Annotated in this window: 14 protein-coding genes; 7 read left to right on the top strand and 7 right to left on the bottom strand. The window is 73.6% G+C overall.

Annotation, left to right across the window (positions count from 1 at the left end; all coding sequences use genetic code 11):
- Positions 1–22: 22 nt before the first annotated feature.
- Both ACFYVL_RS18070 and ACFYVL_RS18065 read right to left on the bottom strand, forming a co-directional pair.
- Positions 23–1,420 (bottom strand): protein kinase, encoded by a 1,398-nt coding sequence (locus ACFYVL_RS18070; RefSeq protein ID WP_389245773.1) that lies wholly within the window; start codon positions 1,418–1,420, stop codon positions 23–25.
- Positions 1,417–3,393, bottom strand: a complete 1,977-nt coding sequence (locus tag ACFYVL_RS18065; RefSeq protein WP_389245771.1) for a tetratricopeptide repeat protein — start codon at positions 3,391–3,393, stop codon at positions 1,417–1,419. The genes ACFYVL_RS18070 and ACFYVL_RS18065 overlap by 4 nt, the downstream gene beginning before the upstream one ends.
- Positions 3,394–3,546: 153 nt before the next feature.
- On the opposite strand from ACFYVL_RS18065, the gene ACFYVL_RS18060 reads away from it, so the two are divergent.
- Complete coding sequence (locus ACFYVL_RS18060; RefSeq protein WP_389245769.1) at positions 3,547–3,729, top strand: hypothetical protein; 183 nt, start codon at positions 3,547–3,549, stop codon at positions 3,727–3,729.
- A gap of 117 nt (positions 3,730–3,846) precedes the next feature.
- Here ACFYVL_RS18060 and ACFYVL_RS18055 read toward each other — a convergent pair whose 3' ends face one another.
- Positions 3,847–4,620: a VOC family protein gene (locus ACFYVL_RS18055; RefSeq protein WP_389245767.1), complete on the bottom strand. Its 774-nt coding sequence runs from the start codon at positions 4,618–4,620 to the stop codon at positions 3,847–3,849.
- Positions 4,621–4,835: 215 nt separating this feature from the next.
- Between ACFYVL_RS18055 and ACFYVL_RS18050 the strand changes: the two genes are divergently transcribed.
- Positions 4,836–5,663, top strand: a complete 828-nt coding sequence (locus ACFYVL_RS18050) for a sulfurtransferase (protein WP_389245765.1) — start codon at positions 4,836–4,838, stop codon at positions 5,661–5,663.
- Positions 5,664–5,762: 99 nt separating this feature from the next.
- Here the strand turns inward: ACFYVL_RS18050 and sepH are convergent, their stop codons facing one another.
- The gene (gene sepH, locus ACFYVL_RS18045; protein WP_389245763.1) at positions 5,763–6,863 is read right to left on the bottom strand and encodes a septation protein SepH; all 1,101 of its coding nucleotides are present in this window, start codon (positions 6,861–6,863) and stop codon (positions 5,763–5,765) included.
- 501 nt (positions 6,864–7,364) lie between these two features.
- On the opposite strand from sepH, the gene ACFYVL_RS18040 reads away from it, so the two are divergent.
- Positions 7,365–8,297, top strand: a complete 933-nt coding sequence (locus ACFYVL_RS18040) for a hypothetical protein (protein WP_389245761.1) — start codon at positions 7,365–7,367, stop codon at positions 8,295–8,297.
- 259 nt (positions 8,298–8,556) lie between these two features.
- Here ACFYVL_RS18040 and ACFYVL_RS18035 read toward each other — a convergent pair whose 3' ends face one another.
- Positions 8,557–9,873 carry a D-arabinono-1,4-lactone oxidase gene (locus tag ACFYVL_RS18035; RefSeq protein WP_389245760.1) on the bottom strand — a complete coding sequence of 439 codons (1,317 nt, stop codon included), beginning with the start codon at positions 9,871–9,873 and terminating at the stop codon, positions 8,557–8,559.
- Positions 9,836–11,080 (bottom strand): MFS transporter, encoded by a 1,245-nt coding sequence (locus ACFYVL_RS18030; RefSeq protein WP_389245758.1) that lies wholly within the window; start codon positions 11,078–11,080, stop codon positions 9,836–9,838. The genes ACFYVL_RS18035 and ACFYVL_RS18030 overlap by 38 nt, the downstream gene beginning before the upstream one ends.
- A 188-nt stretch (positions 11,081–11,268) precedes the next feature.
- Between ACFYVL_RS18030 and ACFYVL_RS18025 the strand changes: the two genes are divergently transcribed.
- Positions 11,269–12,480 carry a ferrochelatase gene (locus ACFYVL_RS18025; RefSeq protein ID WP_389245756.1) on the top strand — a complete coding sequence of 404 codons (1,212 nt, stop codon included), beginning with the start codon at positions 11,269–11,271 and terminating at the stop codon, positions 12,478–12,480.
- 7 nt (positions 12,481–12,487) lie between these two features.
- The gene (locus ACFYVL_RS18020) at positions 12,488–13,312 is read left to right on the top strand and encodes an inositol monophosphatase family protein (RefSeq protein WP_389245754.1); all 825 of its coding nucleotides are present in this window, start codon (positions 12,488–12,490) and stop codon (positions 13,310–13,312) included.
- Positions 13,313–13,430: 118 nt separating this feature from the next.
- Here the strand turns inward: ACFYVL_RS18020 and ACFYVL_RS18015 are convergent, their stop codons facing one another.
- Complete coding sequence (locus ACFYVL_RS18015) at positions 13,431–13,604, bottom strand: hypothetical protein (protein WP_389245752.1); 174 nt, start codon at positions 13,602–13,604, stop codon at positions 13,431–13,433.
- Between the two features lie 359 nt (positions 13,605–13,963).
- Here ACFYVL_RS18015 and ACFYVL_RS18010 point away from each other — a divergent pair, with 359 nt between their 5' ends.
- Together ACFYVL_RS18010 and ACFYVL_RS18005 are read left to right on the top strand one after the other, a co-directional pair.
- Positions 13,964–14,617 carry a response regulator transcription factor gene (locus ACFYVL_RS18010; protein ID WP_185026810.1) on the top strand — a complete coding sequence of 218 codons (654 nt, stop codon included), beginning with the start codon at positions 13,964–13,966 and terminating at the stop codon, positions 14,615–14,617.
- A 7-nt stretch (positions 14,618–14,624) separates the two neighbouring features.
- The gene (locus ACFYVL_RS18005) at positions 14,625–15,914 is read left to right on the top strand and encodes a sensor histidine kinase (RefSeq protein ID WP_389245750.1); all 1,290 of its coding nucleotides are present in this window, start codon (positions 14,625–14,627) and stop codon (positions 15,912–15,914) included.
- The last annotated feature ends 308 nt before the right edge of the window (positions 15,915–16,222 follow it).

Here is a 16,222-nt window from a genome sequence, read left to right as displayed (position 1 = left end):
GCCCCCGGCGGCGCCCGTGCCGTCAGCCGCCCGGGTCGCCGTCGCGGTGCGTCGGCTGCGGGGCGAACGCCGTGGCGGGCTTGCGCGGAATGTAGCTGCGGGCGCGCGGCGGCTCCCGGCGCGGCTCCGCGGCAGCCTCGGCGGGCCCGGGAATCCGGTCCTGGGGGAGGGGAACCCGGTCCTCGGGCGTGGGGGCCCGGTCCTCGGGCACGGCCGGACCGCCGGCCGGGTCCCGCGGAGCCTCGGGAGGGGCGGGTACGGACTCCCGCCGCGGCCCGTCGTCCACGGGCACCCAGTGCGGCTGTTCGCCACCGGCCGCCAGGTTCAGCTCCAGCCCGGTCGACGGCTGCACCGGCTGCGGGCGGCCCGGCTCCGGCGGGCCGAGCAGTGCGCGCGTCTCCCGGTCGGGCACTCCCGTGCGCCGGCCGACCGGACCGGACGGCGACGGCCCCCGGCGCCGCGGCGGCAGGGCGCGGGTCGGGTCCTCGGACTGGAGGTAGGCGGTCAGTTCGCGGACCGTCTCGCCCGCGGTGGGCCGCCGGTCCGGGTCCCGGTCGAGCAGGGCGGCCAGCAGCGGGCCGATCGGACCCGCGGAGGCGGGCACGTCGGCCTCCTCGTGCAGGACGGCCGCCAGGGTCGCGATGAGTTCCGTGCGGGCGAACGGCGCACGGCCGGTTATCGCGTGGAACAGCGTCGCCCCCAGCGACCACAGGTCGGACGCCGGATGCTGGGGCTCGTTGCGCAGCCGCTCCGGAGCCATGTACCCGACGGTGCCCACCAGCACCCCCGTCTGGGTGAGGGCGGTGTCCAGGTCCACGATCGCGGCGATGCCGAAGTCCATCAGCACCACCCGCCCCTTGGGTTCGAGCTGCACGTTGGCGGGCTTGACGTCCCGGTGCACCACCCCGGCCTCGTGCACGGCCCCCAGCGCGGAGGCGAGACTCAGCCCGATCCGTACCGTCTCGTCGACGCCGAGCGGCCCCTTCTCCCGCACGACCTGGGACAGGGTGCGGCCCGTGACGAGCTCCATCACGATCCACAGCCGCTCGGCGTGGTCCACCACGTCGTAGATGCGCACCACGTTCGGATGGTCGATGCGTGCGGCGGCCTGCGCCTCGCGGCGCGCGCGTGCGTAGGCGAAGTGCCGCTGGCCGGGGTCCTGGTGGTCGCGCAGGTCCACCTCCTTCACGGCCACCTCCCGGACGAGGTCGCCGTCGTGGGCCCGCCAGACCCGCCCCATGCCGCCGCGGCCGAGCTCCTCCAGCAGGCGGTAGCGGCCCGCGACCACCGAGCGGGCGCGCAGGTACCGGGTCGCCGAGGTGTCCGGAGCGGGAGCGACCCGGGCGTCCTCGGGAACCGTGGTGTGCGGCTCGTCCGGGCTCTTGGCGTCGTCCGCGCTCTTGGCGTCGTCCGGGATCATGGCTGTGCCCTCTCCTGCCAGAACGTGAGATTGCGGCGGATGACCTGGGTGTGCGGATGGCGGCGGCCCAGCGCGCGCAGCGTGTCCCGCAGCAGCGCCGACAGATGGGCGGCCGCGTCGGCGGTGTTGCCGGAGACCCCCTGCCAGGCGGCCAGGTTGTGCCGGACGATCAAGGTGTACATGTGGTCTTGGCCCAGCACCCGCACGGCGTCCGGCAGCAGCGCGGCGAACCCCGCCACGGCGCCCGCGACATCGCCCGAGACGCCCTGCCACTGCGCCAGGTCGCTGCGGGTGGCGAGGGTGTCGGGATGGTCGTCGCCCAGTACGGACTCCATGCGCAGCAGCAGTTCGCCCAGCGCGCTCGCGGCCCCCGACGCGTCGCCGCACTCGCCCCGCCAGACGGCGAGCCCGCGCCGTACCGCCAGGGTGTCGGGGTGGTCCGCGCCCAGCACCCGCAGGACGTCCGGCAGCAGCGCGGCGAACCCGGTGACGGCGTTCTGCGTGTGACCGGCGACGCCCTGCCAGTGCGCGAGGTTCTGCCGGGTGGCGAGCACCTCGTGGTGGTCGGGGCCCAGCACCCGCTCGCGGCGGGGGAGCAGGGTCCGGAACGCGGCCACCGCGCCGGGGGCGTCGCCCGCCTCGCCGCGCCAGGCGGCCAGGTTGTGCCGGGCGGTCAGGGTGTCGGGGTGGTCGGCTCCCGCGTGCTGCTGCTGGGCCACGACGAGTTCGGCGTAGTGGCGCACGGCCTCGGTGGCCCGGTAGGCCTCGGCCGCGGCCGTCGCCTCGGTCCACATGTCGTCGAGGTCGTCCGCACCCGGGGCGGGCTGCCGCGCCGTGGCGCGGTCCTCGGAGACACGGGTGGCGCCGGGGCCCGGCGGCGGTCCCGCGGGGCGGGAGCCGCCGGCGAAGGGGGAGGACGACAGGTCTGCCTGCACGGTGTGCGGCCCGGCCCCGGAGTTCATCGATCCGTTCGGATCGTCCCCGGCCTCCTCGTCCCCGTCCCCGCCGCCCCCGGCTGTGTCGCCCCCGGCCGCACCGTACGTCGTTGTCCCGCCGCCCGGGGCCGGGCCGGCGGTCGACGGCGGGTGCTCGGCACCGGTGCCCCGGTCGGCGGGGTTGTCCGGGCCCCCGGGGTTGTCCTGGTTGTCCGTGAGGTGGGCGGGGTTGTCCAGGACAACCCCGGACAACCCCAGCAGATCGAGCTGCTGCGTCAGCCGCAGCGCCCGTCCGCGCTCCTGCGCGGCCGACTTCTCGGCGGCCAGCTGCCGTTCGAGGGCCTGGCGGGCCTCGGCCTCGGCCCGGTCCCGTTCCGCCCTGGTCCGCTCCAGCGCCTCGTGGACCTGGTTCAGCTCGCGGGTGTGCCGCTTCTCGCGCTTGAGCCGCTGCCGCTCGCCCTTCAACGCGGCGACCGCGCGCTCCAGTTCGGTCCGGCGCTGCACGAGGCGCAGGAGTTCGTCCCCCGGCAGGCCGGGCGCCGGAGCCGCGGGTGAGGGTGCCGCGGGCGGTGGCACCGGGTGCGCGGAGGTGTGCGGTGCGGGCGGCGGCACGGGGTACGGGGCGGTGTGCGGTGCGGGCGGCGGCACCGGGTACGGGGCGGTGTGCGGTGCGGGGCCGGGCGGCACCACGGCGAAGTCCACCGTGGAGTCCGCCCCGGGAACGGGCCCGCCCACCGGGCGCCCCAACGAGCGCCGGGCCTCCATCAACAGCTCCAACGCCCGCTTCTCGTCCCGTTCCCGCGCCTCCGCGTCCGCCGCCGTGGCCTTCACGAGCGCGCGCACGAACTCCTCGGACGGCACCCGCCCCCCGAGGCACTCCGAGATCTGGGTGCGCGAGACGAAGATCGTCCCGGACAGCGTGCGGTACGTCATGCCGCTGAGCCGCACCCGCTCGCGCAGGAAGTGGGCGAGTTCCTTGGCCTCCACCGTGGCCGCCCGCACCGGGTTCTTGGGGCGACCACCCCTTGAGTCCGCCACCCCGCGGCCCCTCTCTCCCGCTCCCGTCGGACCGGACAACGTACCGGTGTCCCCGGCCTACCCCCGGACAACACCGGCCAACTCGGTTGGGCCGGAGGGTGGTTGGCAACACCCGTACACCCCTGCACCGGGGGTTCCCCCAAGGAGACCATGATGCCTGCTCAGTCGACCCGTACCGAGCCCTTTCGCCCCTCGGGGCCGGGCTGGCCGTATGTCGTGCTCACCGTTCTGCTCACCGCTCTCGGCAACAACTGGGCGCCCGACGAGGTGCGCACCCTGGGGTACGTGCTGATGGCGATCGTCGCCGTCGCCTGCGCGGTACCCCGCCGCCACTAGTGACGGCGAAGGGCCCCGCCCCGGAGATGCTCCGGGGCGGGGCCCTTCGCCGCAGGGCGGCCGGTGTCCTCGGGCGCGCTCCGCACCCGGTCCGGCGGCGGGCGGCGCCGGACGGGCTCAGCGCTGCGACGTCACGATCGTGAACACCGCCCCCTCCGGGTCCGACACCACCGCCGCCCGCCCGTTCGCGCCCTCCCGCGGGGCCTGGAGGACGTGGCCGCCCAGGTCGGTGACCAGACGGGCCGCCTCGTCGGTGTCCGTGACCTCGAAGTACGTCATCCAGCGGGCTCCGCGGTTCCGGGGCAGGGAGTGGCCCACGCCGTGCACCGAGGCGACCGGCTTCTTGTCGAGGAGCAGGGTGGTGTAGTCGAAGTCGGCGGAGACCACCGCCTCCGCGTCGTAGCCGAACAGCGCCTGGTAGAACTTCACGATGCCCGACGTCTCGCGGGTCACCAGCTCGTTCCACACCGGGGTGCCGGGCGCCCCGGGGGTGGTGGCGCCCAGGTGGGCCGCCGCCTGCCAGAGACCGAAGACCGCGCCCGAGGGGTCGGCGGCGATGGCCATCCGGCCCGCCTCGCCCGCGTCCAGCGGGCCGACCGCGACGGTGCCGCCGTGGCTGGTGATGGCCTGGGCGCTCGCCCCGGCGTCGTCGGTGGCCAGGTACGGGGTCCAGGCGGTGGGCAGGTGCCGGTCGGGGGGCAGCTGGCCGATGCCGGCCACCTCGCGTCCGTCGAGCAGGGCCCGGACGTACGGGCCGAGCTGCTGCGGGCCGGGGCGGAACTCCCAGCCGAACAGCGCTCCGTAGAACTCCTGGGTGGTGGGCAGCTGATGCACCATCAGACTCACCCAGCAGGGGGTGCCGGGCATGTGCCGAGCGGCAGCCTCGGTCATCGTCTCTTCTCCTCGGACCATTCGTGGTGGCCGTACAGGATCACGGGGCGTGCACGCCGTTGTGCGGTACGGATTCGTGCCCCGTGCAGATGCTTGCACCCCCCGGCGCGCGGCGCGCCCCGGCCGCGCCGCGCGTCCCGTTTCGACCTCGTTACGGGAAGGCCGGGCCGCGAGGGCGCCACGGGTGGGCCGCGCGTTGCGCGAGGATGGCACGCATGGATCCCATCATCTCCGCAGCAGATCTGCTCAGCGAGTCGGCCGGTCCCCGGCCGCCCGTCCTGCTCGACGTCCGCTGGCAGCTCGGCGGCCCGAATCTCCGTCCCGAGTACGAGGCCGGGCACCTGCCGGGCGCCGTGTTCGTCGACCTCGACGCGGAACTCGCAGGTCCGCCGGGTGCGGGCGGCCGGCACCCGCTGCCCGACCCGGAGGAGTTCGGCGCCGTGATGCGGCGGGCCGGTGTCTCGGCGGGGACGCCGGTGGTCGTGTACGACGGCGGGCTCGGCTGGGCGGCGGCCCGCGCCTGGTGGCTGCTGCGCCGGACCGGGCACCGGGACGTACGGGTGCTGGACGGCGGGCTCGCGGCCTGGGAAGGCCCGCTGACGACCGAGCCGTCCGCCCCGGCGGAAGGGGATTTCCGGCCAGTCGAGGGCGGTGCGGGCCTGCTGGACGCGGACGGGGCGGCCGATCTCGCGCGCAAGGGGCTGCTGCTGGACGCCCGTGCCGCCGAGCGCTACCGGGGCGATGTCGAGCCCATCGACCGGGTCGGCGGCCATATTCCGGGTGCGGTCTCCGCCCCGACCAGCGAGAACGTCGGCGCGGACGGCCTCTTCAGGCCCGCCGCCGAGCTGGCCGAGCGCTTCGGCGCCCTGGGCGCGGCCGAGGCCACCGCGGTCGGCGTGTACTGCGGCTCCGGCGTGTCCGGCGCCCATCAGGTGCTCGCGCTGGAGATCGCGGGCGTGCCGGCCGCGCTGTACGCCGGCTCGTGGTCCGAGTGGTCCTCGGACGAGTCCCGACCGGTCGCCACGGGCCCCGACCCGCAGTAGCCGACCGCACACCCAGGGGCCCGTACGCCGTGCGTACGGGCCCCTGGCCACATCGGTGGAGCGAACCGGAGGAAGCCGTCCGCTCCGGCGGAGAAACGTCTACTCCTGCTTCTTCCTGCGGGTGCCGAAGACGATCTCGTCCCAGCTCGGTACGGCGGCCCGACGGCCCGGACGTACTCCGTCCGCCTCCGCCTGCCGGTCCGTCGTGCCGACCAGCCGGTCCCGGTGCCCGGCCACGGCACGCGGCATCAGCACGTCCGCGTACGCCGCGCCCGCACCGGCCGCCGCGGGCGGCTCCTCGGCCACGGCGTCCTGCTCGTCCACGTCGAGTGCGGCCGGGGGCTCCGGCGGGGCGGGCGGAGCGGGCCGCTCCGGCACCACCATGTCGCCGCGGAAGCTCGGTACCGCCTCCAGCAGGCTGGTCAGCGAATCACGCTCGCCGCCGTCGTCCGCCTCCATCGCGGGCGGCGGGGCGGGCCGCTCCAGCGGCCTCTCCAGCTGACGGTCCAGTGCCCGGTCCAGCGGCCGCTCCAGCGAACGGTCGAGGGCCCGGTCCAGCGGCCGGTCGCGCGGCAGCCTGGCGATCCTGGGTACGAAGGGGAAGCTGGGCTCCGGCGCGGCGGGGATGTCGTCGCTCTCGCCGATCAGCGAGCGCGCCTCCTCGTCCACGGCCGCGACCAGCCGGCGCGGCGGGTCGTAGGTCCAGCTCGCCGAGTGCGGCTCGCCCGCGACCCGGTAGACGAGGAGTACTTCCCAGGTGCCGTCGTCACGCCGCCAGGAGTCCCACAGCACGGTCTCCTTGTCGGCGCCGCGCAGCAGCAGCCGCTCCTGCACGGCCTCGCCGAGCTGGGGTCCGGCGTTCTCGCCGGGGCGGCGGACCGGGGTCTTCCTGGCGCGCTCGGCCATGAAGGCGCGCTCGGCGAGCACCGGGCCCTCGAAGCGGCGCACCCGGTCGACCGGGATCCCGGCCATCTGGGCGACCTCTTCGGCCGATGCTCCTGCTCGTATCCGCGCCTGGATGTCCCGAGGACGGAGGTGACTCTCCACCTCGATCTCGATCTGGCCGAGTCGGGCGCGGTCGTTGCGGACGGCGGCACGCAGTCGCTCGTCGATCGGAAGCGTGTACTCCGTGCTGTCCGCAGCCTTCAAAACCAGCCGTGTGCCGTCGTTGCTGACGGCCACGACACGCAGTTCGGGCATGGGGACCTCCCGGGTGGTGCCTGCCGACGTCACGTGCGTCGCTGCTTCCGCTAGTCGAGTGTGGCCTGCCCGGGTGCAGCCTGCCACTACCTTGCCGTGTTGCCCGGCGTGTCGGGCGTTGCGCCCTGGTTCGCCGTTATGGCACGGTGACCTGTTGTCGACGCAAAGTAACCATTGGTCACCCTGTGTAGCAGGTACCCGTTCGATGCCGTGGCGCCGCCGGTGCGAGTGCCGTTCGGCCCCCTCCCGAAGGGTCCGGACGCCCATGGGGGAGACCGGATCCAGGGCTCGCCACAGTACTCCATTCGGGCCACATGGGTGGACCGGCGCGCCACCCAACTTCTCCCCGACCGCGGGAGTTGTCGGGTCCCCCCGGAGGGTCAACCTCATGAGCCCCCTCCTGCCCCGCCAGACGGCCCGCAACGCCGCCGGGTGTCCTGATTCACAGAAAGATCAGAAGCGGAACTTTCCACTCCTCCCAAATGTCTCTTCTGTAGCAAGGTGGCGCAGAAGGGCAAGCAGAGGCTGGAGATGGACAAGAAGTCGGATACCGGTGAAGAGACGGCGAAACGCCGCATCGATCTGAGCGTGCCGCAGGTCGCGGGCAGCGCCCTGGCCGCCGTGGTCGCGGCCGTGCTGGCCTCCCAGCTCGGGGTGTACGGCACGGTCATCGGTGCCGGAGTCGTCAGCATCGTCGCCACCAGCGGCGGATCGATCTTCCAGCACCTCTTCAAACGCACCGGGGAGCAGCTGCGCGAGGTCACGGTGCACGCCAGACCGAAGGAGAACCGGCCCTACGGTGACAACGGGACGCGGGTGCTGCGCCAGGTCGAGGTGCCCACCGACCTGGCCGCCGGGCAGCTGCCGGGGGAGGGCGAGTTCGGCGAGGCCACCGTGCACGGCACCCGGGTGCGCGGCTGGAAGCGCTCGGCGCTCGCGGCAGCGGTGGTGTTCGCGGTGGCGATGGGAGGGATCACCACGTACGAGCTGATCGCGCAGAAGGACGTCAGCGGCGGCAAGGGAACCAGCATCGGCAACTTCGTGCGGGGCGGCGAGAAGAAGGACCCGCCCGCCGAGCAGCCGCCCGCCACCACCACCCCCGACGGCTCCGGCTCGGGCGGCGGGCGGAGCCCCGACCCCGGGACCGGCGGGCAGAGCCCGGACACCGGGACCGGCAAGGAGACCGGTGAGGGGTCCGGCGGTGACAGGACGCCCGGCCCCGGTGCCACCACCACGCCCGACCCGGGCAAGGGCGACGGAGCCACCGGCGGCGACGGTTCCGGCGGCGGCGCGAGCGGCCGTCCCACGCCGCCCGCCGAGGAGACGCCCGCGGGCGGGGGCGGCGCGGACGGTGCGAACGGTGCGGGTGGCGACAAGGACGGCGCGGGCGCCCAGTCGGCCCCGCCGCGCTCCGGCGCCACCGCCGCCCCGTAGGGCGCGCGGGGCCCGTCGGGTCGGGCTCGGCCCGCGAGGCCCGCAGAGAGGGCAGCAGGACCCTGTGGGGGCCGCCCGGGAGAACCGGGCGGCCCCCACACGTTCCACGGCCGGGCCGTGCGGGGGCCGACGGGGACGCCGCGCGGGACCGACCGGGCTGCCGTACGAGGCCGTCGGGCGATGCCGCGCGGGGCCCGGCCGGGCCCGCGCGAGGGCCGTGGGCAGGCCGCGCGGGGCGGCCGGCGGGGACCGCGCCCGGTCAGTCGCCCAGGACGCGCCGCAGGTAGTCGTTGCCGAACAGGCGGTCCGGGTCGAGCCGGTCGCGCAGCGCCGTGAACTCCCCGAAGCGCGGGTAGGCCGCCGCCAGGTACTCGGCGTCGCGGGTGTGCATCTTCCCCCAGTGCGGTCGCCCGCCGTGCGCGGTCATGATGCGCTCCACGGCGGTGAAGTACCCCTGGAACGGCGTGCCCTTGTACATGTGGACCGCGACGTACGTGGAGTCCCGGCCGGACGCGGTGGAGAGCGGGATGTCGTCCGCGGGGGCGGTCCGCACCTCCACCGGGAAGCTGATCCTCAGCGGCGAGCGCTCGATCATCGCGCGGACCTCGCGCAGGACCTCGACGGTGGCCTCGCGCGGCACCGCGTACTCCATCTCCACGAAGCGCACCCGGCGCGGGCTCGTGTAGACCTTGTACGGGATGTCCGTGTAGGTGCGCGCGGACAGGGCGCGGCTGGAGACCTGGGCGATGGCGGGGATGGTGCGCGGAATCGCCCGGCCCAGGGAATTGACCACCTGGAAGAGCCCGTTGGACATCAGCTCGTCCTCGACCCAGCCGGCGATCCTGCCGGGCGGGGCGGCCGGGCCCAGGCTGCGGTTGTTGCGCTTGGTGTTGCAGTTGTCGGTGTGCGGGAACCAGTAGAACTCGAAGTGCTCGTTCTCGGCGACGAGCTCCTCGAAGTCGGAGAGGACCCTGCCGAAGGCCATCGGCTCCTCGCGGGCGGTCAGGAAGAAGATCGGCTCCACGGCGAAGGTGATCGCGGTGATGACGCCGAGCGCGCCCAGGCCGATCCGGGCGACCGCGAAGACGTCCGGGTTCTCCTTCTCCGAACAGGTCAGCACCCGGCCGTCGGCGGTGATCAGCTCCAGCGCCCTGATCTGGGCGGCGAGCGAGGCGGAGGTGCGGCCGGTGCCGTGCGTCCCGGTGCTGGTGGCGCCGGCCACCGTCTGCTCCATGATGTCGCCCATGTTGGTCAGCGACAGTCCCTCGCGGGCCAGGGCGAGGTTGAGGCGCTTGAGCGGAGTGCCCGCCTCCACGGTGACCGTGCCCGCCTCGCGGTCGATGTCGCGGATGCCGGTGAGGAGATCGGGACGGACGTGGGTGCCGTCGGTGGCGGCTATCGCGGTGAAGGAGTGGCCGGTGCCGACGGGCTTGAGCTTCCGGCCCTCGGCGGCGGCCGTCCGTACGGCGTCGGCCAGTTCCTCGACGGAGGAGGGGGACACCGCCCGTGCCGGGCGGGCGGTGACGTTGCCCGCCCAGTTATGCCACGCGTTGCCCGTCTTCGTGCTGTCGCTCATCGGTCTCGTGCCCTCCCCGAGTCGGTGCCGGCCTGCCCAGCCGGCGGTACCCCAGGAACGCCACCGCGGCCGCGAGAGCCCCCGACAGGACGGGCACCACGTACGCCGCGTCCGCCCCCATCCCGTCGACCGCCCAGCCTGCCGCGGACGAGCCGATCGAGATGCCGACGGCGAGCCCGGTACTGGTCCAGGTCATGCCCTCGGTCAGTTGGGTGCGGGGTACGTGCTGTTCGACGAGGGCCATCGTGGTCACCATCGTCGGTGCGACGGCCAGGCCCGCGACAAAGAGCGCCACGGCCAGAAACGGAAGGTTCCCGGCCAGTTGGAGGGGGATCATACTCACGGCCATCGCACAGACACCCAGCAGCCACCGTTTGGGCAGCGGCCCCTTGAGGTGCAGCAGCCCGAACACCGCTCCGGCCAGGCACGACCCCAGGGCGTACGCGGCGAGCACCAGGCTGGCCATCGCCTTGCGGCCCTGGTCCTCGGCGAACGCCACGGTCACCACGTCTATCGAACCGAAGATCGCGCCGGTGGCGACGAAGGTGGCCACCAGCACCTGGAGGCCCCTGGAGCGCATCGCCGACCCCCGGCCGTCCTGCTGCCGCGGGTGCGGAGCCGGTTCGGTGGCCCGCTGGGCGGTCAGCCAGAAGACCCCGACGAGCAGGAACCCGCCCGCGATCAGCGGTCCGGCCTCCGGGAACCACGCGGTCGACAGGCCGATGGAGACGATCGGCCCGAAGATGAAGCACACCTCGTCGGCGATCGACTCCCAGGCGTACGCCGTGTGCAACTGGCGCGGGGAGCCCCGGTGGATCGCCGCCCAGCGGGCCCGGACCATCGAGCCGACGCTGGGCACCGTGCCCGCGCCCGCCGCGAAGACGAACAGCGTCCAGTCCGGGGCGCCCTGCTGGGCGCAGACCAGCAGCCCCGCGACGGCGACGGCGGAGACCAGGGTGGCCGGGCGCAGCACCCGGCGCTGGCCGTGCCGGTCGACCAGCCGGGAGATCTGCGGGCCGAAGACCGCCGCCGACATGGCGAGCGTGGCCGACAGCGCGCCGGCCAGCCCGTACCGGCCGGTGAGCTGGGAAATCATGGTGACGATGCCGATGCCCATCATCGACAGGGGCATCCGGCCGAGCAGGCCGGCCGCGGAGAACGCCTTGGTGCCGGGGGTGGCGAACAGGGCGCGGTAGGGACTGGGCAACTGGGTTTCCGCCGATCAGGCGCGGGTGGGGACCGGCGCCGGTCATACGTGTAGATGGTGTGTACAGGTTACGTAAGGAAACAGCGTGCCGGGAGCGCGTGGTGCGCCGGAGAGCCCGGTCGCGGCGCGGCCCGCCGAGCCCGGGTGCCGGACGCCGGATCGACGGAGGCGGGTGGCAGGATCGGTACATGCCTGATCAGCTCGATGCAGTCCCCGACCACGCGTCCGAGGCGGAGACCGGCCCCGCCGCCGGCACGTCCCGCGACGCCGCCGCGACGCCCGACGCGGCCCCGTACGACGCTTTGCTGCTGCTCTCCTTCGGCGGCCCCGAGGGTCCCGACGACGTGCTCCCGTTCCTGCAGAACGTGACGCGCGGCCGGGGCATCCCCGAGGCGCGGCTGAAGGAGGTGGGGCAGCACTACTTCCTGTTCGACGGCATCAGCCCGATCAACGAGCAGAACCGCCGCCTGCTGGACGCCCTGCGCAAGGACTTCGCCGAGCACGGCCTGGAGGGCCTGCCGGTCTACTGGGGCAACCGCAACTGGGCCCCGTACCTGACCGACGCCCTGCGCGAGATCACCCGGGACGGCCACCGCCGCGTCGCGGTGCTCGCGACCAGCGCGTACGCGTCGTACTCCGGCTGCCGGCAGTACCGGGAGAACCTCGCCGAGTCGCTCGCCGCACTGGAGGCGGAGGGACTGCGTCCGCCGCGCGTGGACAAGCTGCGGCACTACTTCAACCACCCCGGCTTCGTACGCCCGATGGCCGAGGGCGTCCTGAGGTCCCTGGCGGAGCTCCCCGAGGAGGTGCGCGCGGGCGCCCACCTCGCGTTCACCACGCACTCGATCCCGACGGCCGCCGCCGACACCTCGGGGCCGGCCGAGGGGCACGGCGCGGGCGGGGCGTACGTCGCCCAGCACCTGGACGTCGCCGCTCTGATCGCCGAGGAGGTGCGGGAGGCGACCGGTGTCGCGGACCGCCCCTGGGAGCTGGTCTACCAGTCGCGCTCCGGCGCCCCGCACATCCCGTGGCTGGAGCCCGACATCTGCGACCACCTGGAGGCGCTGCACGACGCGGGCGCCCCGGCCGTGGTCATGGTCCCGATCGGCTTCGTCTCCGACCACATGGAGGTGCTGTACGACCTGGACACCGAGGCCACCGCGAAGGCGGCCGAGCTGGGGCTGCCGGTGGCCAGGTCGGCGACGGTCGGCGCGGACGCGAGGTTCGCCGCGGCCGTACGGGAACTGGTCCTGGAGCGGGCCGCCCACGAGCGCGGTCTCGCGGTCCGGCCGTGCGCGCTCGGCCTGCTCGGCCCCAGCCACGACGTGTGCCCGGTCGGCTGCTGCCCCTCGCGCGCCCCGAAGCCCGCCGCCGCGGGCGCCGACAGCCCCTACGCCTAGGAGAGCCGTGTCAGACGCAAGCGAAGCGCTCAGGTCCGAACTCCTGGCCGTCGCCCTGGAGGCCGCCCGCAGGGCCGGTGAGCTGCTGCGGGACGGCCGGCCCGACGACCTCGGGGTGGCCGCCACCAAGACCAGCTCCGTCGACGTGGTCACCGAGATGGACATCGCCGCCGAGAAACTGATCACCGCCCACCTCGCCGAGCACCGGCCGGACGACGGCGTCCTCGGGGAGGAGGGCGCCGCCACCGAGGGCTCCAGCGGGGTCCGCTGGATCGTCGACCCGCTCGACGGCACCGTCAACTACCTGTACGGGCTGCCCTCCTGGGCGGTGTCCGTCGCCGCCGAGTACCGGGGCGAGACGCTGGTCGGCGTCGTCGAGGCACCGCTGCGGAGGGAGACCTACCGGGCGGTGCTGGGACGTGGGGCGTACTGCGACGGCCCCTCGGAGACCGGGCGGAAGCTGGCGGTCCGGCCGTCGCCGCCGCTGGAGCGGGCCCTGATCGGGACCGGTTTCGGGTACCTGGCCGAGCGGCGGGCCCGGCAGGCGCGGATCGCGGGCCGGCTGATCCCCGGCTTCCGGGACATCCGGCGCGGCGGGTCGGCGGCGATCGACCTCTGCGACGTGGCCGGCGGCCGTCTCGACGGGTACTACGAGCGGGGGCTCAACCCGTGGGACTTCGCGGCGGGCGACCTGATCGCACGGGAGGCGGGCGCACTGACCGGGGGACGCCCGGGACAGCCGCTCTCGGGCGAGCTGACGGTCGCGGCGTCGCCGGGGGTCTTCGGCCCGCTCCAGGAGCTGCTGGAGGAACTGGGCGCCTGGCACGACTAGCGCGCGCCCGGCGTACGGAGCCCCCGGCGCGCAGGGCCTGCGCACGGCCGTGGGGCGCGGACAGGGCGAAGGCCCGCTCCCTGCACGGGGAGCGGGCCTTCGTCGTGGCGCGGGGCGGTCAGGCGGCCGCCGCGTCGATCTGCACACCGTGCTCCGCGGCGATCCGGTGCAGGTCGTTGAGTTCCTCCTGCTCGACGTCGACCAGGAAGTCGTCGCCCGCTTCCCGGGCCCTGGACAGGTCGGTCTGGGCGTCCTTTATGCGGCTCAGGAGACTGGTGGTGAAAGCGTCCATGTGCGCCCCCTCGTCATGGGTCGGTGGCACGGGGGTGTGCCGAGGGTGTTTCGATCACGCACACCTTCCCTCTGGGGGACAGAGCGGGCTGTGGCGTGCCACATACAGGGCGTGATCGCGGGTGTTCTGTCGTCCTCCCCACGCCGCACCTCAGGGAAACCTCAACTGCCCCGGGAATCATGGAAGTCGCGCCCCGCAGGCCCGCCCGGACGGCTCCGCCGAAGCCCCCGCAGGCCGTCTTACAGCCGGTTTACGGCTGAAACGGGCAGGATGGTGCAGGTAGGAAAACCCTGCGGGGACATCCCCGCGTCTCTTCGAACACCATGACTGCCTCACGGCACCAGAGGAAGGAAAACGACGTGCGCGTACTCGTCGTCGAGGACGAGCAGCTGCTCGCCGATGCGGTGGCCACCGGACTGCGCCGGGAGGCCATGGCCGTCGACGTCGTGTACGACGGCGCCGCCGCCCTGGAGCGGATCGGGGTCAACGACTACGACGTCGTCGTCCTCGACCGCGACCTCCCGCTCGTGCACGGCGACGACGTCTGCCGCAAGATCGTCGAGCTGGGCATGCCCACCCGCGTCCTGATGCTCACCGCGTCCGGCGACGTCAGCGACCGCGTGGAGGGCCTGGAGATCGGGGCGGACGACTACCTGCCCAAGCCGTTCGCGTTCACCGAGCTGACCGCCCGGGTGCGTGCGCTGGGACGGCGTACCACCGTCGCGCTGCCGCCCGTGCTGGAGCGCTCCGGCATCAAGCTCGACCCCAACCGGCGCGAGGTCTTCCGCGACGGCCGGGAGATCCAGCTCGCACCGAAGGAGTTCGCGGTGCTGGAGGTGCTCATGCGCAGCGAGGGCGCCGTGGTCTCCGCCGAGCAGCTGCTGGAGAAGGCGTGGGACGAGAACACCGACCCGTTCACCAACGTCGTACGGGTGACCGTGATGACCCTGCGCCGCAAGCTGGGCGAGCCCCCGGTGATCGTCACCGTGCCCGGCTCCGGCTACCGGATCTGAGGCGGCGGTGAAGAGCGCACCCGCCCCACCAGCAGCACCGCCCAAACCGTCCTGGGACCCCCGGCAGCCGGAACCGGCCTTCCCGTGGATCCGCTCGACGATCCGCATACGCCTCACGCTGCTCTACGGCGGCATGTTCCTGATCGCGGGCATCCTGCTGCTGTCGATCATCTACCTGCTGACCGCGCAGGCGCTGCGCGACGCCCAGCAGCTCGACTTCAAGGTGGTGGGCCAGCAGGTCCACCTGTCCAGCCAGGCGTGCCCCAGCCTCGCGAACGCCACCAACAACGAGGAGCTCAACGCGATCCTGCGCTCCTGCCTCAGCGAGACGCGCCAGCAGGCCCTCAACGACCTGCTGAACCGCTCGCTGCTGGCGCTGGTCGGCCTCAGCGTCATCGCCTTCGCCTTCGGGTACGCGATGGCCGGGCGCGTCCTGTCGCCGCTGGGCCGGATCACCCGCACCGCCCGCCGGGTGGCGGGCACGGACCTGACCCGGCGCATCGAGATGGACGGCCCGGACGACGAGCTGAAGGAGCTGGCGGACACCTTCGACGAGATGCTGGACCGGCTGGAGCGCGCCTTCACCGCCCAGCAGCGCTTCGTCGCCAACGCCTCGCACGAGCTGCGCACGCCGCTCGCGATCAACCGGACCCTCCTGGAGGTCCACCTCTCGGACCCCGGTGCCCCGGTGGAGCTCCAGCAGCTCGGCAAGACCCTGCTGGCCACCAACGAGCGCAGCGAGCAGCTGGTGGAGGGCCTGCTGCTGCTGGCCCGCAGCGACAACCAGATCGTCGAGCGCAAACCCGTGGACATGGCCGAGGTCGCCACCCGCGCCCTGGACCAGGCCCGCGGCGAGGCCCAGGAGAAGGGCGTGGAGCTGCGGGGCGAGCAGAAGCCCGCGGTGGTCCAGGGCAACGGCGTCCTGCTGGAGCGGATCGCGCTGAACCTTGTCCAGAACGCGGTGCGGTACAACGTGGCGCCCCAGGATGCGGGTGCGGCGGGTTCGGGCAAGGGTGGTGGGCGACAGGAGAGCGGCTGGGTCGAAGTGACCACCGACATCGAGCACGGACAGGCGGTGCTGGTGGTTTCGAACACGGGTCCCGTGGTTCCCGCGTACGAGATCGACAACCTCTTCGAGCCGTTCAGACGGCTGCGGACCGAGCGGACCGGCAGTGACAAGGGCGTGGGCCTGGGGCTGTCGATCGCACGCAGCGTTGCGAGGGCTCACGGAGGCCGTATCATCGCGGAGCCTCGCGAGGGCGGCGGTCTCGTCATGCGCGTCACGCTGCCGGTGTGAGGCACGGAAGGACGCCTCGGTGAAGTCGCCGATGTGTTCGCTTTAAGCGGAATTTTCGGGACGACAACCCGGCGGCTCCGTGTGTGATCGATCACAGAGCGCACTTTCCGGCCACCTACTCTCAGTGATCAACAACCCTCCGTAAAACCGGGAAAAGTCCGGGTTTCCGGGGGGTGGGATCACGGGAAGTACACGGGGTGGCGCTCGGGCAGTGCGACATGCGGACCGTGTACGGTCCCGATCGCCATCCAGGACGATCACTCCCCGGAGTGCGTCTGAGGTGTCGATTGAGTAACAGACCTTGATGT

It is taken from the genome of Streptomyces sp. NPDC004111, from assembly GCF_042874215.1.
In the GTDB taxonomy this organism is placed as follows: domain Bacteria; phylum Actinomycetota; class Actinomycetes; order Streptomycetales; family Streptomycetaceae; genus Streptomyces.
The sequence above is the reverse complement of the archived record's forward strand: the minus strand, read 5'-3'. Positions and strand labels throughout refer to the sequence as shown.